This window comes from Gorillibacterium sp. CAU 1737 (assembly GCF_039888655.1).
In the GTDB taxonomy this organism is placed as follows: Bacteria; Bacillota; Bacilli; order Paenibacillales; family NBRC-103111; genus Gorillibacterium.
Map to the genome: position 1 here is coordinate 213,816 of NZ_JBDQQO010000001.1, position 24,876 is coordinate 238,691.

The 24,876-nt window shown below is 57.3% G+C and carries 28 protein-coding genes; 18 read left to right on the forward strand and 10 right to left on the reverse strand.

What is annotated here, in order from left to right; all coding sequences use genetic code 11:
* Positions 1 to 7: 7 nt before the first annotated feature.
* From AAFN83_RS00950 to AAFN83_RS00965, 4 genes are read right to left on the reverse strand one after another with little or no spacing between them, the layout of a single operon-like run.
* On the reverse strand, positions 8 to 1,093 hold the full coding sequence (locus tag AAFN83_RS00950) for a YheC/YheD family endospore coat-associated protein (RefSeq protein WP_347766457.1): 1,086 nt from the start codon (positions 1,091 to 1,093) through the stop codon (positions 8 to 10).
* Positions 1,093 to 2,241: a YheC/YheD family endospore coat-associated protein gene (locus AAFN83_RS00955; protein WP_347766458.1), complete on the reverse strand. Its 1,149-nt coding sequence runs from the start codon at positions 2,239 to 2,241 to the stop codon at positions 1,093 to 1,095. The genes AAFN83_RS00950 and AAFN83_RS00955 overlap by 1 nt, the downstream gene beginning before the upstream one ends.
* A 1-nt stretch (position 2,242) precedes the next feature.
* Positions 2,243 to 3,610, reverse strand: a complete 1,368-nt coding sequence (locus AAFN83_RS00960; protein ID WP_347766459.1) for a YheC/YheD family endospore coat-associated protein — start codon at positions 3,608 to 3,610, stop codon at positions 2,243 to 2,245.
* Positions 3,610 to 4,794: a YheC/YheD family endospore coat-associated protein gene (locus AAFN83_RS00965; RefSeq protein WP_347766460.1), complete on the reverse strand. Its 1,185-nt coding sequence runs from the start codon at positions 4,792 to 4,794 to the stop codon at positions 3,610 to 3,612. Before AAFN83_RS00965 ends, AAFN83_RS00960 begins: the two co-directional genes overlap by 1 nt.
* A gap of 193 nt (positions 4,795 to 4,987) precedes the next feature.
* Between AAFN83_RS00965 and AAFN83_RS00970 the strand changes: the two genes are divergently transcribed.
* Positions 4,988 to 5,269 (forward strand): hypothetical protein, encoded by a 282-nt coding sequence (locus AAFN83_RS00970; RefSeq protein ID WP_347766461.1) that lies wholly within the window; start codon positions 4,988 to 4,990, stop codon positions 5,267 to 5,269.
* Between the two features lie 97 nt (positions 5,270 to 5,366).
* On the opposite strand, the gene AAFN83_RS00975 is transcribed toward AAFN83_RS00970, so the two are convergent.
* A complete protein-coding gene (locus AAFN83_RS00975) occupies positions 5,367 to 5,948 on the reverse strand; it encodes an Hsp20/alpha crystallin family protein (RefSeq protein WP_347766462.1) in 582 nt (193 codons plus the stop codon).
* 161 nt (positions 5,949 to 6,109) lie between these two features.
* Here AAFN83_RS00975 and AAFN83_RS00980 point away from each other — a divergent pair, with 161 nt between their 5' ends.
* The 7 genes from AAFN83_RS00980 to AAFN83_RS01010 all read left to right on the forward strand — a co-directional run bounded on the left by AAFN83_RS00980 (position 6,110) and on the right by AAFN83_RS01010 (position 8,451).
* A complete protein-coding gene (locus AAFN83_RS00980) occupies positions 6,110 to 6,382 on the forward strand; it encodes a hypothetical protein (RefSeq protein ID WP_347766463.1) in 273 nt (90 codons plus the stop codon).
* Between the two features lie 72 nt (positions 6,383 to 6,454).
* Positions 6,455 to 6,706: a hypothetical protein gene (locus AAFN83_RS00985; RefSeq protein WP_347766464.1), complete on the forward strand. Its 252-nt coding sequence runs from the start codon at positions 6,455 to 6,457 to the stop codon at positions 6,704 to 6,706.
* A gap of 26 nt (positions 6,707 to 6,732) precedes the next feature.
* The gene (locus AAFN83_RS00990; protein WP_347766465.1) at positions 6,733 to 6,954 is read left to right on the forward strand and encodes a hypothetical protein; all 222 of its coding nucleotides are present in this window, start codon (positions 6,733 to 6,735) and stop codon (positions 6,952 to 6,954) included.
* Entirely contained in the window at positions 6,932 to 7,192 is a 261-nt protein-coding gene (locus AAFN83_RS00995; protein WP_347766467.1) for a hypothetical protein, read from the forward strand. Before AAFN83_RS00990 ends, AAFN83_RS00995 begins: the two co-directional genes overlap by 23 nt.
* A complete protein-coding gene (locus AAFN83_RS01000) occupies positions 7,189 to 7,638 on the forward strand; it encodes an Hsp20/alpha crystallin family protein (protein WP_347766468.1) in 450 nt (149 codons plus the stop codon). Before AAFN83_RS00995 ends, AAFN83_RS01000 begins: the two co-directional genes overlap by 4 nt.
* A 12-nt stretch (positions 7,639 to 7,650) precedes the next feature.
* The gene (locus tag AAFN83_RS01005; protein ID WP_347766470.1) at positions 7,651 to 8,088 is read left to right on the forward strand and encodes a hypothetical protein; all 438 of its coding nucleotides are present in this window, start codon (positions 7,651 to 7,653) and stop codon (positions 8,086 to 8,088) included.
* 12 nt (positions 8,089 to 8,100) lie between these two features.
* The gene (locus AAFN83_RS01010) at positions 8,101 to 8,451 is read left to right on the forward strand and encodes a hypothetical protein (protein ID WP_347766471.1); all 351 of its coding nucleotides are present in this window, start codon (positions 8,101 to 8,103) and stop codon (positions 8,449 to 8,451) included.
* 30 nt (positions 8,452 to 8,481) lie between these two features.
* Here the strand turns inward: AAFN83_RS01010 and AAFN83_RS01015 are convergent, their stop codons facing one another.
* Positions 8,482 to 8,658 (reverse strand): hypothetical protein, encoded by a 177-nt coding sequence (locus AAFN83_RS01015; protein ID WP_347766473.1) that lies wholly within the window; start codon positions 8,656 to 8,658, stop codon positions 8,482 to 8,484.
* A gap of 341 nt (positions 8,659 to 8,999) precedes the next feature.
* The gene (locus tag AAFN83_RS01020) at positions 9,000 to 9,347 is read right to left on the reverse strand and encodes a hypothetical protein (protein WP_347766474.1); all 348 of its coding nucleotides are present in this window, start codon (positions 9,345 to 9,347) and stop codon (positions 9,000 to 9,002) included.
* A gap of 186 nt (positions 9,348 to 9,533) precedes the next feature.
* On the opposite strand from AAFN83_RS01020, the gene AAFN83_RS01025 reads away from it, so the two are divergent.
* Together AAFN83_RS01025 and AAFN83_RS01030 are read left to right on the forward strand one after the other, a co-directional pair.
* On the forward strand, positions 9,534 to 10,070 hold the full coding sequence (locus tag AAFN83_RS01025; RefSeq protein WP_347766475.1) for a GNAT family N-acetyltransferase: 537 nt from the start codon (positions 9,534 to 9,536) through the stop codon (positions 10,068 to 10,070).
* 118 nt (positions 10,071 to 10,188) lie between these two features.
* Entirely contained in the window at positions 10,189 to 11,520 is a 1,332-nt protein-coding gene (locus tag AAFN83_RS01030) for a DRTGG domain-containing protein (protein WP_347766476.1), read from the forward strand.
* A gap of 74 nt (positions 11,521 to 11,594) precedes the next feature.
* On the opposite strand, the gene AAFN83_RS01035 is transcribed toward AAFN83_RS01030, so the two are convergent.
* The 3 genes from AAFN83_RS01035 to AAFN83_RS01045 all read right to left on the reverse strand — a co-directional run bounded on the left by AAFN83_RS01035 (position 11,595) and on the right by AAFN83_RS01045 (position 13,505).
* Complete coding sequence (locus tag AAFN83_RS01035; protein ID WP_347766478.1) at positions 11,595 to 12,095, reverse strand: sporulation membrane protein YtrI; 501 nt, start codon at positions 12,093 to 12,095, stop codon at positions 11,595 to 11,597.
* Entirely contained in the window at positions 12,092 to 12,424 is a 333-nt protein-coding gene (locus AAFN83_RS01040) for a YtrH family sporulation protein (RefSeq protein WP_347766480.1), read from the reverse strand. Before AAFN83_RS01040 ends, AAFN83_RS01035 begins: the two co-directional genes overlap by 4 nt.
* Before the next feature lie 79 nt (positions 12,425 to 12,503).
* Positions 12,504 to 13,505, reverse strand: a complete 1,002-nt coding sequence (locus AAFN83_RS01045) for an EFR1 family ferrodoxin (protein ID WP_347766481.1) — start codon at positions 13,503 to 13,505, stop codon at positions 12,504 to 12,506.
* A gap of 201 nt (positions 13,506 to 13,706) precedes the next feature.
* Between AAFN83_RS01045 and AAFN83_RS01050 the strand changes: the two genes are divergently transcribed.
* The 8 genes from AAFN83_RS01050 to icd all read left to right on the forward strand — a co-directional run bounded on the left by AAFN83_RS01050 (position 13,707) and on the right by icd (position 24,866).
* Positions 13,707 to 17,465 carry a DNA polymerase III subunit alpha gene (locus AAFN83_RS01050; RefSeq protein ID WP_347766483.1) on the forward strand — a complete coding sequence of 1,253 codons (3,759 nt, stop codon included), beginning with the start codon at positions 13,707 to 13,709 and terminating at the stop codon, positions 17,463 to 17,465.
* Between the two features lie 182 nt (positions 17,466 to 17,647).
* Positions 17,648 to 17,836 (forward strand): glutamate decarboxylase, encoded by a 189-nt coding sequence (locus AAFN83_RS01055; RefSeq protein ID WP_347766485.1) that lies wholly within the window; start codon positions 17,648 to 17,650, stop codon positions 17,834 to 17,836.
* Between the two features lie 55 nt (positions 17,837 to 17,891).
* The gene (gene accD, locus AAFN83_RS01060) at positions 17,892 to 18,749 is read left to right on the forward strand and encodes an acetyl-CoA carboxylase, carboxyltransferase subunit beta (protein ID WP_347766487.1); all 858 of its coding nucleotides are present in this window, start codon (positions 17,892 to 17,894) and stop codon (positions 18,747 to 18,749) included.
* Positions 18,739 to 19,707, forward strand: coding sequence for an acetyl-CoA carboxylase carboxyltransferase subunit alpha (locus AAFN83_RS01065; protein WP_347766488.1), 969 nt, complete (start codon positions 18,739 to 18,741; stop codon positions 19,705 to 19,707). The genes accD and AAFN83_RS01065 overlap by 11 nt, the downstream gene beginning before the upstream one ends.
* 188 nt (positions 19,708 to 19,895) lie before the next feature.
* Positions 19,896 to 21,650: a pyruvate kinase gene (pyk, locus tag AAFN83_RS01070; protein ID WP_347766489.1), complete on the forward strand. Its 1,755-nt coding sequence runs from the start codon at positions 19,896 to 19,898 to the stop codon at positions 21,648 to 21,650.
* A 101-nt stretch (positions 21,651 to 21,751) separates the two neighbouring features.
* Positions 21,752 to 22,144, forward strand: coding sequence for an FxsA family protein (locus AAFN83_RS01075; RefSeq protein WP_347766490.1), 393 nt, complete (start codon positions 21,752 to 21,754; stop codon positions 22,142 to 22,144).
* A gap of 226 nt (positions 22,145 to 22,370) precedes the next feature.
* Entirely contained in the window at positions 22,371 to 23,483 is a 1,113-nt protein-coding gene (citZ, locus tag AAFN83_RS01080; protein ID WP_347766491.1) for a citrate synthase, read from the forward strand.
* A gap of 75 nt (positions 23,484 to 23,558) precedes the next feature.
* On the forward strand, positions 23,559 to 24,866 hold the full coding sequence (gene icd / locus AAFN83_RS01085; protein ID WP_347766492.1) for an NADP-dependent isocitrate dehydrogenase: 1,308 nt from the start codon (positions 23,559 to 23,561) through the stop codon (positions 24,864 to 24,866).
* Positions 24,867 to 24,876: the final 10 nt, after the last annotated feature.

Here is a 24,876-nt window from a genome sequence, read left to right on the forward strand (position 1 = left end):
AGGGAGATCAAATGAGGAAAAGCGCGTATTCCAGCGGCCGCCGAAGTGCGGTCGTGTAAGCAGCCTGATCCCCGATCCGCTTGAAGACCTCGCGGGAAGGTTTGGGGTTCACCTCAATCAACCAAACATGACCGGCAGGATCGACGGCCAGGTCGAGCGCCAGCTCGCACAGACGGCCGAAGTGTCCCTCCAATCGAAGAGCGATCGCTCGCCCTAGCGCCTCCATGTCATTGCGGATGGCTGCCGTCTTTGCTTCTGAGAAACCGCGCGCTGCCATCAGCCGATGAAAGGAGACGGCTTCTCCGCCGCCATGCAGGTTTGAGGTGGCGCTGCCCTTTGCCCCGATTCGTCCTGCTGCCCCCGTCACCTGCCAATGGCCGCTAGCATTCTTCTGAATCAAGAGCCGGATATCATGGACTCGACCGTCTTTCAGCGTAAGCGGAATGCCTTGCTGAATAAGGTAACGCCTGTCGGTGATCCAGCCAGACAGCCTGCGCATGACGGCTTCCGGGCTTCCTGTTAGGGGCTGAATGATCGCCCGGGAGGCATCTCGACCGCTCAGAGCCAGCTGTCCGTCTCCGTTTCGAGTAACCCGGGCAATCCCGCGCCCACCCGAACCATCCACCGGTTTGATGTAGACGATTCGATGGAGGGCGGTAAACTCCTTTAAATCCCCCAGGGTGTGGAAACGTCGGGTCAACGGCAGATGAGGACGGATGCGGCTGTCCTTGTTTAAAATGACATGGTTTCCCCATTTGCTGGAGAGCGGATGGTTCAGATACAAGAGCTTTGGATACTGGGTCCGGAAGCTTCGCATGAGGCGAAATTTGGGGGATTGCTGAGAACGGCAGCGATCGTAGACCGCATCCGGCAGCGGCTTTGGGGCTCGGGACCACCCCCCTTTTTCCCGATCGTACACATGCGCTCGGACGCTTGTACCAGAAGGGTCAACATCCTCGGGCGTAAAGACGAAGACATGGAGACCGAGCTCCTCGCCTTGAAGGACGAGGGAGCGGAAGTAAGTCCGCTCCTCCTCATCCAGGGTTCCATCCTTTTGATAGAGTGTCATGATGCCAAGAGTGGGGTCCGCCATCAGGATCCCCCGCTCTTCTTCCCCGTCTGGGCGGGACGAGGACGACTTAAATAGTGGCTGTATTCGATAATACGAGTCAACGAAAGCTCGCGGATATCCGGCTCGTCGAATTTCATCGGGCGGGAATTGGCTTCAAAAAACCAAATGCGTCCGTTCTGGTCTACGCCCAAGTCCAGTGACATCTCGCCCAGCTTGAAGCCGGACTCCTTTTCAATCCGCTTGGCGATGACGAGTGCTGCGTGACTCACCTTGCGGAAGATGAGCAGCCCCCTTCGTTCCCCGAAGGAAGAGAGGAGGGCTCTCTCCGGACTGTCAATGTGACCGCCCCGCGGAACATGCGTGGTGATGCTCTTCACCCCGGCTACGCGTGCGCCGATTCCCGTCAGAAGCCAGCGCCCCGCTTGGTTTTTTTGCACGAGAACCCGAAGATCGAAAGGGCGTCCCATGCTCTCGGCAAGCGGAATGCCTTGCTGGATGATATAGTCTTCCTCCCCCGTCTCCTGTTTGATGCGCGTCCACAGCTTGGCGATGTTCAGGTGGTTGGTGACGATGCTCCGCTTGTTGTCCTGGATGCTGAGCTTGCACCAGTATTTTTGACCGGGGACATAGGTTTCCAGCCGCATGATGCCTTTGCCCGCTTTTCCTCGAACCGGCTTCAAGTAGGTCATGGGATGCGATTGGATAAAGGCAACCAGCTCCTTCGGGGAGGCCAGCCTTCGGGTTGCCGGAATGAAATGCCGGGTAGCCTTGTCGGTGTTCAGCCACTCGAACAAAGCCCACTTGTTGAAGAAGTAAGGATTGAAGAGACTGACACCGCGTTTGCGCGCGAAGTCGGCAATGAGCGTTTGCACCTCAGGAAGCTGCTCGTCGGTTCTCGTGGGGATGCGGCTGTAGATCACCTGCGGCATCGGCAGAAGCTGGCGTACCCATAGCTCGCTTTCCGGCTGGTAGACATGGCCGTAGATCCTTTTGGTCGCTTTGCGAAGGTCGTCAGTCGTGACCACGAACACGAATGCGCCGAGCTCTTTTCCTTTGGCGATGAGGTCGATAAAGTTGGATCGGTTTCCTCGAAAGCCGTTATCGAGGTCCGGCATGGTGAGGATGGCGAGAGAGGTGCGTAGGCCTTTCGTGGTGGGCAAGGCGCTCACATCACTCCCTCCTTTCCGCAAACCGGCTCAAGAACAGGCAATGCTCAAACAGATTGGCGGAAGCATCTTTTCCCTGTTGCTTGAGCAGCGGATGCTTAAAGATGGTGCGCCCCGGCTTGGAGTTGGCTTCGAACATCCAGATGCTCTCCGCCTGATCGATCCCGAGGTCAAGACCAAGCTCGCCCAAGCGGTGCGGGTAAGCTTGCTCGATCGCTTTGGCTAATTTGATGGCGGTTTCCTTGGCCTTCTCCATGACGATTCCGGCACGATCCCCCTGCGTGATCGACAGGACCTGATCAGGAACCATCAGTTGCCCGCCCGTGCGCACGTGGGTGGTGACGCTGCCCCGGCCCGCCTTCTTCGCTCCGATCCCGGAGACGACCCATTCGTTCCGAATGTTCTTCGTGAGATGGAAGCGGAAATCAATCGGGCAGCCGTCGATTTCGATCAGGCGAATGCCCTGTTGCGCGACATACTGGACCATCTTCAGCTTCTGGCGACGCAGCATGTCGATGAGTCCTTCGAAGCGGGGGAAGCGAAGCAGGACGTTGCCTCCGTCCTTGCGGTAGCGCAGAAAGTATCCCTTTCCGGGGTTGTGCGTCAATCGGTAGATGCCGAAGCCGAGGCTCCCCGCTGTTGGCTTCAGGTAGAGAAAGCGGTGGCGCTCCAGCATCTGGCGAATGTCCTCGGTGGTCGGATTGATCTGGGAGTCCGGGACGTGCTGGGAAGCATCACGATCCCCGTCGAGCAGACGATAGACATCCCACTTGTCGAAGAAGCTCCAGTTGAAGATCGGGATTTTCCGCTGCACAAACCGTTCCTTGAAGTCCCGGAGCGAGGCGGATTTTTCAGCCGTTCGGTTGGGCAAGCGGTTATAGACGACATCGGGCAGCGGTACCGTCTTTCGTGTCCATCCGCCGCCGGGGGTCTGAAAGTAGCCGGTGACGGTCTCCGCCTCCCAATTGACACCGGAAGGCGAGAAACCGAAAAAGAAACCTCGATCCTTGCCAGCGTCCATTAGATCCCGCACGTATGCGGTACGCGGTCCGAACGGAGAAGTCGGGTGATTGGTGACGGAAGTCAGGACCCCAATAAGCGGACCGATCTGAAGCTCGCGGCCTGCGCTGGAGCGGATCAAGCATTTGCCCGCAGCCGGCAGCTTGAGGGCGGAAGCGAGAGAAGTCGAGAGTACGGCAAAATCTCCTTTGCGGTTGAGGGTCCGAAGCGGCACGGTAGTCCGCAGCGAGCCTACACGAACGTCAACCGTTCGGGCTTGGAGAAGCCCGAGCTGCTGGCGAAGCGTTCGGGTCAAAGCGATGCTGCGGGAGTCCTGCCGGGTGACCAGCAGGCTGCATGAGGCTAAACTCATCACATGATCCTCCTAAACGAAACGCCATTTTCCTGTTTTTCACGGTCTGATTGGAATAAGGGGATGGGAGCGATTCGGTCTGTGGGAAGGGGCATTCGGCGAGTGAGCTGCAGGGCGTAAGACACGGGGCGGCTGGTGCTGAGCGAGGAAGCATCGGCATCGCCGATCGAGCGGAAGGAGGCTCTTCCCGGCCGGGAATTGGCTTCGAGGAACCAGAGCCGTCCATCCGGCTCGACACCGAAATCGAGCCCCAGCTCCACAAGCCGCCCAAAGCTTTCCTCAAGCAGCAGCGGAATTTGATCCGCCATCTTTTCCACCTGATGGAGGAGCCGGATTGTACGGGCGGAACCGAATTCCTCGGTCAGCCATTCTTGAGCGGACAGGGCCTTTCCCCCGCCGTGCAGATTGGCGGTCATTCCGCCTTGCTCCCCTTGCCGAACCGCGATACCGGTAAGGGCCCAACGACCGTGAAGATCCTTCTGAACGAGTGCACGAAGGTCGAAGGGACTTCCCTTCTTACCGGTTAGCTGCAAGTAATCCTGAACGAGGTAGCGTCTGCCTTTCATGAAAAGGCTGAGCCATACCAAGAGCTCGCGGAGCTGGGAGAAGCTTTTGCGGAAGGGTTGATTTTGTCGATCTCGCCCCTCAGCAGTGAAATACTCCGAGGCAGATCGAAGGATTCGGATGCAGCCTTCTCCCTTTGATCCCCCATCCGGTTTGAGAAAGACGGCTCTTTGTTCGGATAAGCGGCGTACGACTCCCTTTGGATGGAATAGTTCGGTGGAAGGGAGATGAGGCTTTAGGCTGTCGGCGAGAGAAAGACAGCGGAAGACAGCCAGCTTTCCACCTACCCGACCGGATAGCACGATCGTTCCCTGTCGGCGGAGGAAGGAGCGCGCTTGTCGAAGCACCGTCTTCTCCTCTGCCTGGGAGCAGAAGGTTCGCTCCAGCACAACGCGGGGCAGGAGAATCGTTCGAGCGGACCACGTTCCGTCGCGGTTCAGCAGGTAAGCGGGATGAACCGTACCGTCGTTCTGCACCGCTTCCGGGTAGAAAACAGCCAAATCGGCCCCTTGCCGGGAAGCCGCAAGGCTCATGTCCGAGCAGGTGGCCGCTTCTTGAAAGGGAGGGTCTCCCGCCTTCCGGCAAGTCATCAAGCCGAGTTCTGGGTGTTTGCCCGTCATGGCAAGTACCTCCCTTGCAGCAGTGGAGTGGGCTGCTCCGTAGGGAACGGCCCTGGACTCCTTCATCATATGAGGACAGATTTTCCTTGGTGCTTGACACGAACCCAGATTGAGCGCGGACCTCGAAAAGGAGTCATAGCCTGGCTGGATCAGACATAGGCTTTATCGAACAAGCCAAAAAGGGGTGTTGACCGTGAAACGCAAAGGGAGTCTCATCCGCTTAAGCCTGATCGCAGGCATGCTCATCTACGCGGTTCCCCAGCTTCCGATGGGAAGAGGGTTTACATCTGCATCGGTATTTGCCGTCTGCTGGCTCGCCTTCGCCTTGATTCTGATCGCGGCGCATCTCTACGATGTCATGGGCGTGAAGGAAGAGAAGCGAGAGGAGCTGCGGCGGATCGAGCGAATGAAGCGATGGCAGAGAGAAGAACGGCTCAAAGGATCAAGGAGAACGCTCGTTGCCCGAAAATCCTAGGATAGCAAGGCGGACGAAAGGTCGGGCCAAGGGAATGAACCCCTTACCCCGACCTTTCGTCCGCTGAGGGTGATGCCGCTTCGTAGTCGATTATTGCTTAGTATTGAATGAAGATTTCCTGTTCGCGCGTTTTGGTCGTCCGAGGTAGACGCACGACCAGTTGCTCGTCATGAAATCTGGCGCGTGCGCCTTGAACCTTAACGGGCACGGGGAGGGGAACGTTCGCGACTCTTCCTCCAGGCAGCCCTGTCAATCGCAGGGTGTAAAGATCGGCGAAAAGGCGAAGACCCTCGGGCTGGGCTCCCCCGGGCAGGCGGAACCGAACGATAACCGCCTTGTCCGTGGTCGTAACCGCCGGTCTGCCGGCGGAATAAGGTGCAGCCTTGCCCGATTTGGCGGCCGTTTGTCCGCTCGTGTAGAACGTCGATTGCTCGGCTGTACGAGCGGATGACTTCTCTCGAGGAGGCTGTGCCCGCCAGGCGGGCTCCCCAACCGGTGAGAATCCGGCCGTTTCGGTCACGGAGTCGACGGTTCGCTGGACGATGTCCTTCACCATCGCTTGCACCCAATCGCCTCCCTGCATTCCTTCCGGCATGCGCATGAATGGGGTTTTGCCGCCAAAGAGCTGATGGATGCTTTTCCAGGGTTCCTGCTCATGCAGATCGGACAAACCGTTCACCACCCTCCTGTAGCGTGCATTACTTTACTTTATGCGGCACAACCCGGGCTCGTGCACCGGAGAATGGCAATGCGTTTCAGGCGCTTCCGTTCTAGGTGGGCCGCTAGTGGCATACAATGGCAGGTGACCGCTCATCTTGAGGCTGGCGGGAGGGAGGGGGCATGGGTCAACCCCGCGGGATTCGCATCGAGCTTGGCAACGTCAATGTCAACAAGATCGAATCGGCATCCGGCATCTTTGTTGGAACGAATGCTCAATGGGGCTGGAGCAGCCATGGGAAGAGCATTGCCGGCTTCGGCTCGGTGACCGGTATGATGAATCGTCTCTCCGCCAACCTTGGCGTTGTCTATGATAACGATCTGATTGATACGCCGATCGATGACCGGGATGTGATGACCTCGACACTGGCGGAAAAGACGGAGGTAGACACATAAAGGACCCGCCTAGAATAGGCTGAACCCAGGAAACAAAAGACATCTGGAGCAAGAGAACGGCAGGTGAGGCATATGGCGACAAGCATCAGCTTCAACAGCATCGTCATCAATTCCATCAACACCACGTCAGGTATTTTTATCGGCGACAACCAGATGATCGGATGGGATTCCCATTCGAAACGGTTTAATGGAGTGGGAAAGCTCGTAGGCCAATACAACGTAATCCTGAATCCCTATGTTCTCGTCAACAATAACAGCCTGTTCGATACGCCGATCTCCGACAATGACTTGAATTCAAGCGTTTCGAACTCAGCCGGCGTCTAGCTCTTCGGCTCATAAGGAGAAAACAAATGAGACTGGTCATTCTGGATACTCGCTTTGGCAACGTAACAAACAATTCAGCGGTGCTTAGCGGAACGAATGTACCCGGAGATCATCGTTCCAAGGCTTCTCTCAGCGAAGGCTTTGGTTCCGTCACCGGAGATCGGAACATCGTGGAACAAGGCCGCTATCGGACCGTTGCAGATCTTCATGAAGAGGCGAAGCGCGATGGCAGACAAGAAAAAGGATAAATTCTGCATTCGATGCAGCCGGAAGGCAGAGGAAGGCGACAAATATTGCGTGGGCTGCGGGGCCCCGCTCGTCAATAGCTGCACCAACGCGGGAGACATGTTCACCAAGAAATGCACTCGCGTCAACCGCGAGGATGCGGCCTTCTGTTCCGGCTGCGGGGCGGAGACAGTCTTTCACCGGGAAGGGCTAATCGCCGGAACGTCCATGCGAACCGAACGGAAGGGGGATCGGCCATGAGCGAGGGAATCCCGCAGGAGGCCAAAAAGCGCTGGAAGCAGCAGGCGGTACAGGTGCTGGGCGAGGAATTCTGGGGCGACCTCGCCGGCCTGTGGCCGGATGCAGGCCCCCGAATGGATTTATACCGAGACGGGAACGAACTGGTCGCGATGGTAGAGCTTCCTGGAATCGCGGGGCCGGAGGCCGTAACCGCGGCGCTGGCGGATCGGTGGCTCACGATCAGCGGGGACATCGCGTATCCTTATCCCGTCACGGAGGACGAGCTGCTGCGGTCCGAACGCACATTGGGCCGGTTCAGCCGCAAAATCGCCCTCCCCCTGCCGGTAAATCCAGATGTGGTAACGGCCAGCTATCGGCAGGGCGTACTCACGCTGCGAATGAAGCTGCAGCAGGAGACCGCAAGCCGTACCGTGGCGGTGGATTTTGGCGAAGAGATGCCGGATTAAGGAGGAATGGACATGGCCGATTCGCAGCAGGATCTGCAGACCGATCTCGCCCTTCGCATCGCTCGTCTCGAGCGGGAGCTTAGCCGCCTCGTTCGGCTGTCCGAGCGCCCGATCACGGTTCAGCAGCTGCATGTCGGGGAGCTGCATGTCGAGACGCTTCATTTGGACCAGCCCAGCTACCGATTGGACAACCTTACCGTTCGGGAGGTGAGCGGGGCGCTTAATCTGGGTAACAACTTCACTTCGCTGCCGCGGATGAAGAAGGGCGTGCTCGAGCCGGAGGAATCGGACCCTGCGGAGCAGGAGGAGGCCTCGACGGGGAGTTCCTCGGGCGAGGGAGATCCGGCCCGCGAATCCTCGGATGAGGCTTCGAATCCTGAAGAGGTCGATGCCATGACCGATTGGAAGGCTCGGAAGACGGGGCCAGGCGTTCGCTACACGCTGGAATGAGGAGGACGGGCCATGTCAGGTAATTTTTTGTCGCCGACCTTCGTCATCGGGCAGATCAAGATTGGAACGATTGAAGGAGCCTCTTGCTTCAATTTGGGGAATAACGTTCCGAGCGGCTTCACGAGCCGCAAGGTGCACAATCAAGGCTTTGGCTCCATTGAGGGAGACGGCAATCACCTGAGTGGGACTCGCTCCTTTCTGCAGGAAACTTCGGTTCAGGAGGGGGAGCAAGGAGAGGCCCCGGCACTGGACCCGCCGGAATGGATCAAGAAATGGCTGGAAGAGGCTTTTCAGTTGGAGGATGATGAGGAGTCCGAGGAAGGGAACAAGGCCGATGACGGGAAACCGGAAGGGAAAACGTGATGTCTCCAAGGAACCTTCCCTTCTTCTCTATCAGGTGCAAGACGGTTTTCTTCTTTGAGTATGCAGGAGGCCGTCTACCCCGAGCGGCTCGCAGAGCTGCTTGAGCCGGACTTGACGCGTAAAGGCCCCGCGAAGAAGTCCCCCCTTTCCTTGCGGCCTTTCATAGACCTGAAAAGTCTTGGTAATCCCATGAAGTTCGATTTGCATACGCTTCGCTCCTCTCGAATAAGGATCTAGGTCGGATTCCTGTCCACGGTGAGCCTCGGACTCCGGCGCAACTCGGCGCGCATTCGCTACCCTACCAGAGGAGGGAGCGGCTTGTAAAAGCGCGTAGAATGGTACTTTTCTTCCTGTGGAACAGAGAAGAAGGGGGAGAGGGAGTCTAGCTCTTTCGCTCTCCCTTTTGCTTGACTTCTTGACGGTTGGATGCTAAGGCATATACATAATTAGTCCGCCTGAACGGGAGGGCTAGCTTCGCTAGTATCTATACCACACGAAAACAAAGAAGCCGACGAAGAAATTCGTCGGCTTTTGTATATTTATGCATGTTACCAGAAGCCGCCGAAACCTGGACCCCAACCGAGGCCTCCGCCGAAGCCCAGACCTCCTCCAAACCCGGGGCCGAAACCGGGACCGAACCCTGGGCCAAATCCGAAGCCCGGGCCGAAGCCTCCGCCAAAACCGCCAAAGGGAGTCGTTCCGATGGCGAGAAGATCGAACAAAACCAACGGGATGACGGCCTGGGTAGCGGCTTTTCCTGAAGGAGCTTTCAGAAAGAGTCGAGTCCCCTTGATTCGAACGAGCTTACCGGCGAATACCGTGCCGTCCTTTTTCAAAGCGTAGACGGTCTTGCCCACCAGCTTGCGGACTTCTTCCTTCGTTACTGTAGCCTGCATGTCGCTTGCACCTCCACCTGCGTGATACCTCATGGTATGGACGAAAGTCCGCGGCCGCTTGGATACCCCGAGCTTTTGCGTGAAAATGTGCGTCTGTGGAAGTCCGTATGGAGCTTGCCGGCGATAAGATAGAGTAGCGAGTGACCGTGGGTGAGAAGCCCGTTCGCGGACGAGGAGGCCTTTGCGATGATACGCAAGCGAACAGCGGAGGATGATCGGCAGATTCTGCGTTTGGTCGAGGAAGAGCTGATGCCCCTTGCACGCCATGCTTTTCCAGATCTCAAGGTGACCATGAAGCAGCTGCGGCAGAGGATGAAGAGAGGAACCGTCTATGTGGCGGAGGAAGAAGCAAGAGGAAAGCGGCGGGTAGCCGGCTTTGTCATCGCCGTTGTTCAAGGATCGAACCTGTGGGTTGACATGCTCGCAGTCGGCAAAGACCATCAGCACAAGGGACTCGGGGCTGCTCTGCTCACTAAGGCGGAGGAGGAAGGGCGGCGTCTCGGCTGTGAGTCCTCTCAGCTTCTGGTCGATCGGATCAATCGGAGGGCTCAAACCTTTTATGCCCGTAAGGGGTACATGATGAACTGGTACGTCCAGGAGGTTCAATGCTATAAGATGATCAAGGAATTGGCCGTAAGCAGTGCCTCCCATCATCCCCATCAAGCAGGGCTTCCGAATCAGCCCGGCGGTTCTTACCCGATTGTGTATCCCGGGTGGCCGTAACCGCAGTCGATGAGAATCCCTTTTCCCTATTGCAGGGAAGAGGGTTTTTGTTTGTCGTGCTGAAATCCGTGGAGTATAATACAGAGTAATACAGTTAAAATCGGAAGGTGTATAACAGATGTCCCAGGAAAATACGGAGCCAACGCTTACCAAGCACGAGCAGATTTTGCGTCACATTGAAAGCCTGCGGGTCGGCAGCCACATCTCCGTCCGCCAAATCGCCAAAGATCTGGATGTAAGCGAAGGAACCGCCTACCGCGCGATCAAGGAAGCGGAGAACAAGGGCATTGTCAGCACCAAGGAACGGATTGGAACGGTTCGCATCGAGAAGAAACAGAAGAACCTCGACAAGCTGACCTTTTTTGAGGTGGCGCACATCGTGAACGGTGAGGTATTGGGCGGTGCGCGCGGGTTGAACAAGTCGCTGAACAAGTTCGTCATCGGCGCGATGGAGCAAGCGGCCATGCTCCGTTACATAGATGCGGGCAGCCTGCTCATTGTCGGGAACCGCGAGGAAGCGCACAAGGGGGCCCTCCAGAACGGGGCGGCGGTCCTCATCACCGGGGGCTTCGATACAAGCCCGGAGGTAAAGCGGCTTGCTGATAGCCTGGCGCTCCCCATCATCTCCAGCTCCTTCGACACGTTTACGGTAGCTTCCATGATCAACCGGGCGCTCTATGATCGGATGATCAAGAAGAAGATCATGCTGATTGAGGACGTCATTACCCGTACACGTATTTATGCACTCAAGGCGACGAGCACCGTGGCGGAATGGCGCAAGCTTGTCGAGCAGGCGGGCCATGACCGCATCCCGGTAACCGATGAATGGAACCGCGTCATCGGCATGGTGACGGCGAAGGACATGGAGGGGGCGGCGAGCGAGCAATTGCTCGAAAAGCTCATGACCCGCAATCCGGTGACGATCAACCTCCGGACATCGGTCGCTTCGGCCGCCCACCTGATGATGTGGGAGGGGATTGATCTGCTGCCCGTCGTCGATAACGGGCGCAAGCTCCTCGGTACGGTCAGCCGAACCGAAGTGATGAAGGTGCTGCAATACATTCAGCGGCAGCCGCAGATGGGCGAAACGTTCGACGACCAGATCTGGGAGCCGTTCTCGGAGTTCGTTCAAGACGAGCGCATCGGCTATCGGGGGCAAATGTCCCCCCAAATGACCAGCCAGCTCGGCACGGTCTCCTCCGGGGTGCTCACCACGCTGATCACACAAGCCGCATATCGGATAGCGGAGCGCAATAAAAAGGGCGACCTGGTCATCGATAACATCTCTACGTACTTCCTGCATCCGGTTCAGATGGAGAGCGAGCTCATCATCAAGCCGGAGATTCTGGAGGTCAGCCGGAAGTTCGCCAAGATCGAAGTGAGCTTGTATTCCGAGGATCGACTGGTCGCCAAGTCGCTGGTTACGGCCCATGTCTTCGACGATCAGTAAGGCTGCCTCATGGATTCACGGGCTTCTCTATACAAAAGGACGGTTCTGCCGATGGCGGAGCCGTCCTTTTCGTATTATAGGCCTGGATTCACATGCCCCTTGGCATTGATCCAGACGGTAAGCTCGGATTGGACGATGACCATCGTCTCGACGCGCACGCGGTATTCCTTGCCCCGTATGCCCGTGTAGATCTTCCCGTCCGCAAGCTTCAGGAAGACCTGCGGGGTTGAACGAATGGAGGTCGCAGAACTGCCGATGGCGGATTGGAAGTCCTCATGAACCGCTTTGCGAATGGCGTTCTCGGTCCATTCGTCCAATTCGTCGCTTTGGGACGGGTCCAGGAGCACCTTCACCTGGGAGACCGTGGATTGCTTGCTGCGAAGATTAGCCTGCGCACGCAGCGCTTCTCGCGCTTGCTCCAGCTCACTCTCCAGCCTGGCGTTCTGAACGACGACCAGGTTGAAGTGATGCTGATGAAGGCCCAGGTAGGCGGCACATCCCGTGAGGAAGCCGGTGGCGAAGATCGCAGCCGCAATGAGCAGCGAGGGATAACGGTCGAACGGAGGCACCCTCATGATCGGTTGGTTCCGCCGCACAGCCAATGGATGAGCGTGTACCCGAGCTGCGCACCGATGAAGGAGCTGGCGAAGAGAAGAATTTGCTTGATAGCCGGAGAGAGGTAGCCTTCCTGAAAATTGGTTTCGATGATCCGGATCGGATCAATCGTCCCGCCAGCCGCTGCAACCATCGCCCAGATTTTAATATTGGAAGCTACGCTCTCCATGACGGAGGAAGGAGGCTGAAGCATGAGCACCGCTCCGATGCCCGCGAGCAGACTTCCTCCCGCTACGATGCCGAAAGCGATGAAGAAATCGAGAATCCATTTGACGACAAAGGCATTCATGGAGACGCCCCTTCCCGTTCCGACGATATTGCTTAGGAGTTGTCGCAGTCTCTTAATGATTATGCCGGACGGGACAAGATTATGCGGACGGGCCTCGGTAGCGGCGATGGCGCACGCTGGGGCCGCGTGCGACAAACCGGCGGACGGCGGGGCGTGCTTCCGCCGCCTCGACCAAGCGGCTGGTTAGAGGAAGGAGGACCAAACAAGCAATGGAGTACCCGGCAAGGGCTGCGATCCAGGCGGCCCAGGAGGGAAGAGGCAGCGCACTTCCAAGCCAGATAGCCGGCCAAATGGGAAGCAAGGAGGCGATGCCTTGTAGAAGAAGCTTGGCGGTGGAGGATTGAATCGCCTCGCGCGGGCAGGTGTTGATGCAGCGTTGGCATCCTGCGCAGGACCAGTTCCAGCTCGGGACGCCCTTTTTCATGGAGATGGTGCCCATGGGGCATGTTCGGGCGCAGCGAGAACAGCCGTTGCAGCGCGAATCCGCCACAAAGAGCTTGCCGAGCATCCGGCGACCTACATGGCGATAGCCGAACGAGATGAAGGAGAACAGAAGCCGCATCGCTCCACTTTGCTTTTTGAAAGACACGGTTCCTTTTACGAGCTGATCCGCGATCCTCTCTACCTCAGCGTCTGCTTTTCGGCAAATACGGGCGTTGCTCTGTTCGTCGGGAGCCGAGACGAATTGGACCCAGTTGTTCGGGTAGGAGACCAAAGAGGCGTGAAATACCGTAAACCCGCGTTTGCGTAATAGCTTAGACGTCCGGTACAAGGAAATGCCCTCATTCCCCGGGATTTCCCCTTCCGTGCCTCCGACAGCAAGGATAGCGGCGCGTGCCCCGGGAGGAGCCGCGAGCTTATGCAAGTAACGATGAACGAGAGTAGGGGCGTCAAAGCCGTACATGGGAAAGAGAACGACATGCAAGGAGGCGGAGTCTTCACAAGGCAAGGGTTTCTGGTCCATGCGAGTCAAGCCGGTCTCGTAGCCAGCGAGCTCCAATCGTTCTCTAATCATGGAGGCTGCGCGGGCGGTATTTCCGGTTCCGCTGAACAGATGAAGGTGTGCCCTCAAGCGGGACATCTCGAACACCTCATTTCAAAAGGGATGGGGAAAAGCTGCTGACGCTCGTTGCAGCACCATTTATTCGTATGGAGGGAAGTATAGCAAGCCCCGTACCAATAATCCGTGACTTTCGTAACAGAGTGATGCGAATGTGGGTTCGCCTATTGGGTAGGTGTATGGTACACTAGAGGGAACAAGAATCGACAGGAGGAGCCGGTCATGAGCGGATTCGTCCATTTACACGTTCACAGTGAATACAGCCTACTGGACGGAGCGGCGCGCATCCGTGAGTTGGCGGCTCGCGCCGCTGAACTCGGCATGTCCGCGCTGGCGCTGACCGATCACGGGGTCATGTACGGAGCGATCCCATTCTATAAGGCGTGCCGGGAGGCCGGGGTGAAGCCGATCCTCGGCTGCGAAGTCTATCTCGCGAGCGGGAAGCTTACAGAGCGCGGGTCCCGGCAGGAGCAGCCGACCAGCCACCTGATCCTGCTGGCGAAGAACGAGACGGGGTACCGCAACCTGATGGAGCTGGTCTCGGTTGCGCATCTGCGCGGCTTCCATTATCGGCCTCGCATTGACAAGGAGCACTTGGCCAAGCATGCCGAAGGCCTCATCTGCCTGAGCTCCTGCCTCAAGGGGGAGATCCCTCAGCTTCTTTTGCAAGGGAAGATGGAAGAGGCACGGACGGCAGCAGAAGGCTATCGCGCCATGTTCGGCGACGATTTTTATTTGGAGATTCAGGATCACGGCATGATGGAGCAGAAGAAGATCGTGCAGGGCATGATCGCCCTGTCCGAGGAAACGGGCATTCCGCTTGTTGCCACGAACGATGTTCATTATCTGCGCCAGGAGGATCACGAGGTCCAGGATATCCTGCTCGCCATTGGAACGGGCAAGACGCTGGATGACCCGGACCGGTTCAAGATGACCGTGCAGGAGCTCTATATGAAGAGCCCGGCAGAGATGGCGGAGCTTTTTCCTCATCTGCCGGAGGCGTTGGCGAATACGCAGCGCATCGCGGACAAATGCACGCTCACGCTGGAATTCGGCCGCTCCATCCTGCCGGAATTCCGTCCCATGCCTGAGGGAATGGATGCCCCCGCTTATCTGAGGCAATTGTGCCGGGAGGGGCTCGCGGAGCGGTTTCCGGAGGATGCGTCCGCGATCGGAAGCGAATCCGACCTTGCGTGCACCCGCCGGGAGCGGCTGGCCTATGAGCTTGGCGTCATCGAGTCGATGGGCTTCGCCGATTATTTCCTCATCGTGTGGGATTTCATCCGCTATGCCCGTGAGAACGGGATTGCGGTCGGCCCCGGACGGGGATCCTCCGCAGGGAGCCTCGTCGCCTACTCTCTCCGCATCACCGATGTGGACCCGATCCGCCACAACTTGCTGTTCGAGCGCTTTCTGAATCCGGAGCGGATCAGCATGCCCGATATTGACGTCGACTTCAGCGACGAGAGGCGCGACGAAGTGATCGACTATGTGGTGGCCAAGTACGGCCACGAGCATGTGGCCCAGATCATCACGTTCGGCACGATGGCGGCGAAGGGAGCCGTCCGGGATGTCGGCCGCGTGATGAATCTGCCGTACGCGGAGGTCGACCGCGCGGCCAAGATGATTCCCCAGCGCCTGGGGGTTACCCTGAAGCAGGCGCTGGAGCTGAACCCCGACCTTCGGGCGCAGTGCGAACGGCAGGCGTCCACCCGCCGCCTGATCGACCTCGCCATGAAGGTGGAGGGAATGCCCCGCCACGCCTCGACGCATGCGGCGGGGGTGGTGATCTCGCGTGAGCCGCTCACCCATTACGTCCCCCTCCAGGAGGGCTCCGAGAAGACGGCGCTCACGCAGTTTACGATGGAGAACCTGGAGGCCATCGGACTGCTCAAGATGGACTTCCTCGGCCTCCGAACCCTGTCGATCATCGAGCGGACCCTCGATTGGATTCAGCAGGAGACCGGCGAGGCGCTCGACTTTGCAAAGCTGGGCTTTGAGGATGTCGCGACGTTCGAGCTGCTCGGCCACGGCGAGACCACCGGCATCTTTCAACTCGAATCGCCGGGCATGCGCCGGGTGCTGAAGGAGATGAAGCCGTCGAGCTTTGCGGACATCGTCTCCGTGCTCGCCCTTTACCGGCCCGGGCCGATGGAATTCATCCCGCGCTATATCGAATGCAAGCATGGGCTCGCGGAAGTGGTGTATCCGCATCCCGATCTGCGGCCCATTCTCGAAGATACCTACGGCATCATCGTCTACCAGGAGCAGATCATGCAGATCGCTTCGCTCATGGCCGGCTTCTCTCTGGGAGAGGCGGATTTGCTTCGCCGTGCGGTCAGCAAGAAGAAGCGCGAGGTGTTGGACCGGGAGAGGGAACATTTTGCCTCCGGTTGCCGAAAACAGGGATATTCGGACGAGGATGCGTATAAAGTGTATGAGATGATCCTCCGCTTCGCCGACTATGGCTTCCCGCGCGCGCATGCGACCGCCTACGGCGTGCTCGCCTATCAGACCGCCTACCTGAAGGCGCACTACCCCACGCCGTTCATGGCTTCCATGCTGACGGCGAACATGGGCAGTCACCGCAAAGTGGCGGAATACGTCGACGAGTGCAGGCGGATGGGCATCGAGGTGCTGCCGCCGGATGTGAACGAGAGCGGCATCACGTTTACGCCGGTATCCGGCCGGGTTCGTTTTGGGCTCGCCGCTGTGAAGAATGTCGGCACCCAAGCCATCGAGGCGATTGTCTCCGCCAGACAAGAGGGGCCGTATGCAGATTTGCTCGACCTCTGCCGCCGCGTGGATCTGCGCGTATGCAACAAGCGGGTCATCGAGTCTCTCATCCAGGGCGGGGCAATGGATGGCTTCTCGGCTCATCGGGCTCAGGCCGTCGCCATGTTGGACGAGACGGTCGATACCGCCCTCAAGTGGAAAAAGGAGCGGGACGACCTGCAGCTCCATCTCTTCGGGCTGACCGAGGAGGTTCATTGGGAGGTGGAGCTGCCCGATATCCGGCCTTACTCCAAGACTCAACAGCTGGAGATGGAGAGGGAGCTTCTCGGACTCTATTTGTCGGGGCATCCTCTGGATGATTACGAGGAGCTGCTGCGGGAGGTCGATCCGGACCCCATCTCTTACCTCAGCGAGCTCTCGGACGGGAAGGAAACCGTCGTGGCCGGGCGAGTCATCGGGCTGAAGGAAATCGTCAGCAAGAAAGGCCAGCAGATGGCTTTCCTCGAGCTGGAAGACCGGATTGACCATGTGGAGGTTGTGGTGTTCTCCAGCGTCTGGAAGGAGATTCGCAGCCAGATGGAAAAGGGGCGGCTGTTCGCCGTTCGGGCCAAGGTTCAGCAGGAGGAGGACGGCGTGAAGCTCCTCGCCGAGCAGCTGGTGAAGATCGACGAAAGTGTCGATCCCCGAGAGCTTCGCTTCCTTCGTCGGGCGAGCAACCGAAGCGCTGTTTCGGCATCCGGCGGAGCTTTGAGTGCAGGCAGGGGCTCGGCAGCAAGCCGAGGCGGCGAGCCATCTCCGGCTTCTCAGGCAGCCGGACGAACGGTTCCCCCGACTGGACGCACCCAGACGCAGGCTCCGCTACGAACGGAGCCTTCCCGAGGCGGCGTTCGCCAGACGGCGGCCGCTGCCCAGACGGCTGCTGCGGGAGAGCGCTCCTCACAGAGCGAGCCGCGCAAGCCGGTACAGCCAGCCGCCGGAGCTTCATCCCTGCGGACGACCTCTCCAAAGCCCGCGCGCAGCCAGAAGGTGTTCATCAAGATCAGGCTGGATCGGGAAGAGCCGGATCGCCTCGTGCAGCTGCAGGAGCTTTTGCAGGCCAACAGCGGTCCTCTGCCGGTGGTGCTCTTCTACGAGCGGCAGCAGAAAACGATGGCCTTGAACGACAAGTACAACGTTAAACCGTCGCCGGAACTGATCTTGGCGATCGAGAGGCTGATGGGAGAAGAATCTGCGAGAGTCAATTAAGAAAGTTTCCTCCACGCAAGAAAAACCCGAAAAAACCATGCGAATAGACCCCATACGGGATCACACCCGCTGAACAGAGGCTCCCTCTGCCGTTTTGTTTTCTTGCGGCTGAAATAGCGGTTGTGCTATGATGACTCTATTGTACAGGCTTACGAAGCAGGGTTCGGGGAGGTTATATACGCATGTGGACGGTCATTTACATCGCTCAGACCGCCAAGATTGCCGAGCGTATCAAAACCAAATTGACGGAGGAAGGGTTCCTGGTCAAGGTGAATGCCATCAACCTGACCAAGACACAGTTTGAAATTCTCGTGCCCGAAGGAGAAGTCTTGGAGGTACAGGAAGTGCTCGGCACGATCCTGCACCGATGATTTCTTGCGGTTGAAATAAGCCTTGCGAGGTGTCTTTGTGCTAAAGGTAAAGGACTTGTTACAGAAAAAACGCAAGTACGCAACGATCCCTTCAGAGAAGACCCGGCGCGAGATTCCGGAAGGGCTCATGAACAAGTGCCCCAAGTGCGGGGCCATTCAATTCAATATGGAGCTCATGAAGAATTACAAGGTGTGCTCCAGCTGCGGCTATCATTTCGTCCTCAATGCCATGGAGCGGGTAGATATGCTGCTCGACGGCGGAAGGATCTTCGAATATGATGAAGACATGATATCAAAGGATCCGCTGTCTTTTCCTGGATATCCGCAAAAGACGGAACAGATGATGGAGAAGACCGGCATGCGGGACGCCGTCATCACCGGAGAAGGGACCATCGGGGGTTTCCCTGTCGTGGTTTGCATCATGAGTTTTGAGTTTTTCAGCGGAACGCTGGGCAGTGTGGTCGGCGAGAAGATCGTCCGGGCTGCCGAAGCCGCCATGCAGAAGCAGTATCCCTTGATCATCTTCTCTACCTCTGGTGGAGCACGCATGCAGGAGAGCATTCTCTCCCTCATGCAGATGGCCAAGACGAGTGCAGCGCTTGGCCGGTTCAGCGAGTCGGGGGGGCTCTACATATCCATCCTGACCGATCCTACCCTGGGAGGCGTCAGCGCGAGCTTTGCCACCTTGGGCGATATTATCTTGGCGGAGCCGGGAGCCGTTATCGGGTTCGCGGGACGGCGGGTCATCGAACAGACGATTCGTCAAAAGCTGCCGGATAATTTCCAAACATCGGAATTCAATCTTCAGCACGGCCATCTGGACAAGGTTGTGCATCGGAAGGACCTTCGTGCCACGTTGATCAAGCTCCTCGACTTCCACACGGTGAAGGAGGTTCCGATCCATGGCCGGTGAACTGCCCTTTGAGCAGCCGATTGCGGAGCTTCGCGGCAAGATCGACGAACTGGTCAAGTTCGGAGCCGAGAAGCAGATCGATTTTTCCGACGAAATCGCCCGTCTCGAAGAGAGATACAAGGCTTTGGAAGAAGAAATCTACTCCAGCTTAAGCGTCAAGCAGAAGATTCAGATCGTCAAGAGTCCACAGCGTCCTACGACGCTTGACTATATCCAATCCGTCTTCACTGATTTTATTGAGCTTCACGGCGATCGACTGTTCGGCGACGACCAGGCGATCGTAGGCGGCATCGCCAAACTGGGGGAAATCCCCGTCACGGTGATGGGCCATCAGAAGGGCAGGGACACGAAGGACAACCTCGCCCGTAACTTCGGCATGCCTCACCCAGAGGGCTTCCGCAAGGCTCTGCGCCTGATGAAGCAAGCGGACAAGTTCCGTCGGCCGATTGTTACCTTCATTGACGTAACAGGCGCCTATCCCGGCTCATCGGCGGAGGAGCGCGGCCAATCGGAAGCAATCGCCCGCAATCTGTTGGAGATGTCGCTTCTTCGCGTGCCCGTGATCTGCGTGGTGATCGGGGAGGGCGGAAGCGGCGGAGCGCTGGCGCTGGGCGTCGGCAACCGGGTGCTCATGCTCGAGCATGCGATCTATTCCGTCATCTCGCCCGAGGGGGCTGCTTCCATCCTGTACAAGGATTCGAGTCGCGCTATGGAGGCGGCGGAATCGATGAAGATCACGGCTCAGGATATTCTCGAGCTAGGTGTGATCGACGACATCGTTCCCGAGCCTCGCGGCGGAGCTCATCGCGATTTGAAGAAGCAGGCAGAGCTCTTAAGAGGCAAGCTGCTGGAGCATTTACAAGTGCTCTCGCAGATGAGCCCCGACGAGCTGAAGGAGGACCGCTACCGGAAATTCCGGCAGATCGGGGCCTACGACTTCCTGCAAGCCCCCCTGTAATCCCATAGGAAATGCTCCGAAGGTCCCCTCTGCGAAGACCCCGGAGCTTCAGCAGAACGGACGAGTCTCCCGCATGACGGGGGACGCGGACCGTTTGTTCTGCGGTAAGCCTGCTCGATATTTTCGCTCCCCCAAGCGTAAAATATATATTATGCCCGTGTAAGTGCAAACTTTAGGAGGAAACCTACATGCGAAAAACAAAGATCGTCTGCACCATCGGTCCGTCCAGCGAATCCGAAGAAATGCTTACCAAGCTGCTCCAAGCCGGCATGAACGTCATGCGCCTCAACTTCTCCCACGGAGACTTTGAAGAGCACGGCAACCGGATCATTAACCTTCGCAAGGCATGCGCTAAGCTCAACAAGAGCGCTTCGATCCTGCTCGACACGAAGGGACCGGAAATCCGGACCGGTAAGCTGAAGGAAGAGCCGATTGAACTCGTGACCGGCGAAACCCTGACCCTCACCACCGAAGAAATTCTGGGTGACAAGAACCGCATCACCGTGACCTACACCGACCTGCCGAAGGACGTTGAAGTTGGATCCACGATCCTGATCGACGACGGCCTGATCGGTCTGGAAGTTACCGACGTTCAAGGCACCGAAATCGTTTGCCGCATTGCCAACGGCGGTACGATCAAGAGCAAGAAGGGCGTCAACGTTCCGAACGTGAAGATCTCCCTGCCGGGGATCACCGAGAAGGACGCGAACGACATCATCTTCGGGATCGAACAAGGCATCGACTTTATCGCAGCTTCCTTCGTTCGTAAGGCAAGCGACGTTCTCGAAATCCGCGAGCTGCTCGAAAAGCACAACGCGACTCATATTCAAATCATCTCCAAGATCGAAAGCCAAGAAGGCGTAGACAACCTCGACGAAATCATCGAAGTGTCCGACGGCATCATGGTTGCTCGCGGCGACCTCGGCGTAGAAATTCCGGCTGAAGAAGTTCCGCACGTTCAAAAGGAAATCATCCGCAAGTGTAACGCACTGGGCAAGCCGGTTATCACCGCTACCCAAATGCTCGACTCCATGCAACGCAACCCGCGCCCGACGCGCGCCGAAGCCAACGACGTGGCCAATGCCATCCTCGACGGAACCGACGCCGTTATGCTGTCCGGGGAATCCGCTGCTGGGAAATACCCGATCGAATCCGTCACCACGATGGCTCGCATCGCAGAGCGCGCTGAACAAGCTCTCGAGCACCGTGAGATCTTCCTGAAACGTGCCGGTCAACAACAAACGACCGTAACCGAAGCCATCAGCCAAGCCGTTGCCAACTCCGCGATCGACCTCGATGCCAAGGCTATCGTGACGATCACCGAGACCGGCTACACCGCTCGCATGGTCTCCAAATATCGTCCGGCTGCTCCGATCATCGCTTACACGACGAGCGATAAGATCGCTCGCCGCCTGAACCTCGTATGGGGCGTGTTCCCGGTTCTCGGCGAACTGTCCGGTTCCTCCGACGAAATGGTCGAAACCGCTCTGGACGCAGCTCGCAAGCTCGGACATGTCAACCTGGGTGACCTCGTCATCGTCGCTGCCGGTGTACCGGTAGGCGGATCGGGCTCCACGAACCTGATCAAGGTCAACCATGTCGGCGAACTGATCGCCAAGGCTCAAGGCATCGGAAGCCAATCCGCTACGGGTAAAGTAGTGGTGGCCAACAACGCCAAGGAAGCGATTGAGAAAGTAACCGAAGGCTCCATCCTGGTTGCTCCGGGTACGGACAAGGACTACATGCCTGCTTTTGAAAAGGCAGCCGGTGTCATCACAGTAGCTGGAGGCATTACCTCCCACGCAGCTGTCGTTGGCCTGAACCTGAGCAAGCCGGTTATCATCGGAGTTGAAAACGCACTGTCCCTGTTCAAGGATGGACAAGAAGTATCCATCTACGCAGAACAAGGCTTCATCTACTCCGGCAAAGCAAACGTTCTTTAATTCAACACCATAAGCTTTCCCTATGAGTGAAAACCGACCGGCAGAATACCGCTGCCGGTCGGTTTTTTATCCACAGGCCGGAAGCGGCAAGGAGGACGGTTATGATTCGATTGCTGCCCGCTCTGTTCATCGTCGTTCCCGCTGTAGAAGTGTGGGGCCTCGTTACGGTTGGCCGCTGGCTAGGTGGCTGGCAGACGCTGCTCCTGCTCTTGCTCATGGCAGTGGCGGGCCTTTACATGGCAAAGAGAGAAGGGTCCTACGTCTGGAAGGAGCTCTCTCAGGATTTGGCACAGGGTCGGGTTCCAGCGGATAAACTGCTGGACGGTATGTGTGTCATTATCGGGGGAATCCTTCTCGTGGTTCCTGGATTTTTGAGCGATGTGATCGGCCTTGTTTTGCTGCTTCCGCTTACCCGACCGCTCGCCAAACGCCTGTTTGTGCTATACCTGAATCACCTCATTCGCAAAGGACGCATGAAATTCGACCGCTGGTAACAGCGGTCGTTCCTATATACCCGATTCAAAATCAGCTCGTTCGGGGTAAGAAGGTAGAATGAGCAAGAAAACGTTCACAGTTTTGAAACAATTTTCTTTTATCACGCGATAATGAAGTTTTATGTTCGTTTCATTCACAAGATTGTAAAAATCCTTTATGATGAGTAGTGAGCTACCGTTCGTTCATGCTGCTCCAGCATGAGACCAGGGAAAAGGAGTGAGAAGGATGACAGCCACGAAAGGGTTGGAAGGAATCGTTGCCGCGACTACGTCGGTTAGCTCCATTGTGGACGGTGTGTTAACCTATCGCGGATACGACATCGACGATTTGGCGGATCACGCCACCTTCGAGGAAGTAATATACCTCCTCTGGTACGGCAAGCTGCCCAGTCACTCCGAATTGATTCAACTGAAGGCGGAGTTGAGTGCCAGTGCGGCCGTCCCGGCTCCCGTTATCGACATTCTAAAGCTGGTTCCGCGGAATACTACCCCCATGGCCGTTCTTCGCACGGCGGTTTCTTCGCTTGCCATCTATGACCCCGAGGCAGAGGACATGAGCCCGGAAGCAAACTATCGCAAAGCCGCACGGCTGCAGGCTCAAATTCCGACAATCGTAGCCGCCTATGCTAGATTACGCAACCAGGATGACCCTATATCTCCAAAAGAAGGCGCTTCCATTGCAGAGAATTTCCTGTACATGCTGACGGGCTCCGAACCCGATGCCGTAGCGATCAAGGCGCTGGATAAAGCCCTTGTCCTGCACGCGGACCATGAATTAAATGCTTCTACCTTTGCCAGCCGGGTGACGGTCGCGACATTGTCCGATATCTATTCCGGCGTGACCTCGGCCATCGGTACCTTGAAGGGTCCTCTGCACGGGGGTGCCAATGAAGGAGTCATGGCGATGCTGGAGGAGATCGGCTCCATCGATCAGATCGATGACTATGTTCGGGGCAAGCTGGAGCGCCGGGAGAAGCTGATGGGGTTTGGGCATCGGGTGTACAAGGGAGGCGACCCTCGGGCCAAGCATCTCCAGCGGATGTCCTATGAATTGGGCAAGCGGACGGAGAACCTGAAATGGTACGACATGTCCGTGAAGATTGAAGGCCTGGTATTCGGGCTCAAAGGATTGAGGCCGAATGTGGACTTCTATTCGGCATCTGTCTATACCATTCTCGGTATTCCGCGTGATTTGTTCACGCCGATCTTTGCCATCAGCCGTTGCTCCGGTTGGACCGCACATATTTTAGAGCAATATGAGAATAATCGCATCATTCGTCCCCGAGCCGAATACGTCGGGAAGGCGGACCAGAAGTACGTTCCAGTCGACTACCGGTAAAGTGCCGCCGAGCGCTGCTTGCTCCCATGATACATAGGGGCGGGACCTGCCGATTTTCAAGGAGGATAAGTGGAGATGCCGCAATTTGAAAAGTACGCCCTTCCAACGGAAGGAGAACGCATTACGATTGAGTCCGGCAAGCTGAAGGTGCCGAATCATCCGATCATTCCGTTCATCGAAGGGGATGGAACGGGGCGCGACATTTGGAAAGCTTCTCGCCGTGTACTCGATGCAGCCGTTGACATCGCTTACGGCGGGCAAAAGAAGATCGCCTGGTACGAAGTATTTGCCGGTGAGAAAGCATTCAACGAGTTTGGAGAATGGCTGCCTAAGGATACGCTGACGGCCATTGATGAGTACATTGTCGCGATTAAGGGACCGCTCACAACACCGATCGGAGGCGGGATTCGCTCGCTGAACGTGGCCCTGCGCCAAGAGCTGGATCTCTATGTCTGCCTGCGTCCCGTCCGGTACTTTGATGGAGTTCCATCTCCGGTCAAACATCCGGAGCATGTCGATATGGTCATCTTCCGGGAGAACACGGAAGATATCTACGCCGGGATCGAATACAAGGAAGGCTCCGAAGAAGTGAAGAAAGTCATTCGCTTCCTTCAGGAAGAGATGGGCGTGAACAAGATTCGCTTCCCGGAGACGTCCGGCATCGGCATCAAGCCGGTTTCGCGAGAAGGCTCCGAGCGGCTTGTGCGCGCAGCCATTGAGTATGCGATCAAGCATGACCGCAAGAGCGTGACCCTTGTCCACAAGGGGAACATCATGAAGTTCACGGAAGGCGCCTTCAAGAACTGGGGCTACGAGTTGGCCGAGAAGGAATTCGGCGACAAGACCTTCACCTGGAACGAATATGACCGCATCAAGGCGGAATCGGGTACGGAAGCGGCGGATCAAGCGCAAAAGGCCGCGGAAGACGCCGGCAAGGTCATCATCAAGGATGCGATCGCCGACATAACCCTCCAACAGGTGCTTACCAGGCCAAAGGATTTCGATGTCATCGCCACGTTGAATCTGAACGGCGATTACTTGTCCGATGCCCTGGCTGCACAGGTGGGCGGGATCGGAATTGCCCCCGGCGCAAACATTAACTACGTGACGGGGCACGCCATCTTCGAAGCGACGCATGGTACGGCGCCGAAATACGCGGATCAAGACGTGGTGAATCCGGGTTCGGTTATCCTGTCAGGCGTCATGATGCTGGAGCATCTGGGCTGGCAGGAAGCAGCGGACTTGATCTACAAGGGGCTGGAGAAGTCCATTGATGCCAAGACCGTAACCTATGATTTTGCTCGCTTGATGGAAGGGGCGACGAAGGTGAAGACCTCTGAATTCGCCGATGCCGTCATCCATCATATGCAGCAAGGCAAGTAACGCTAAGACT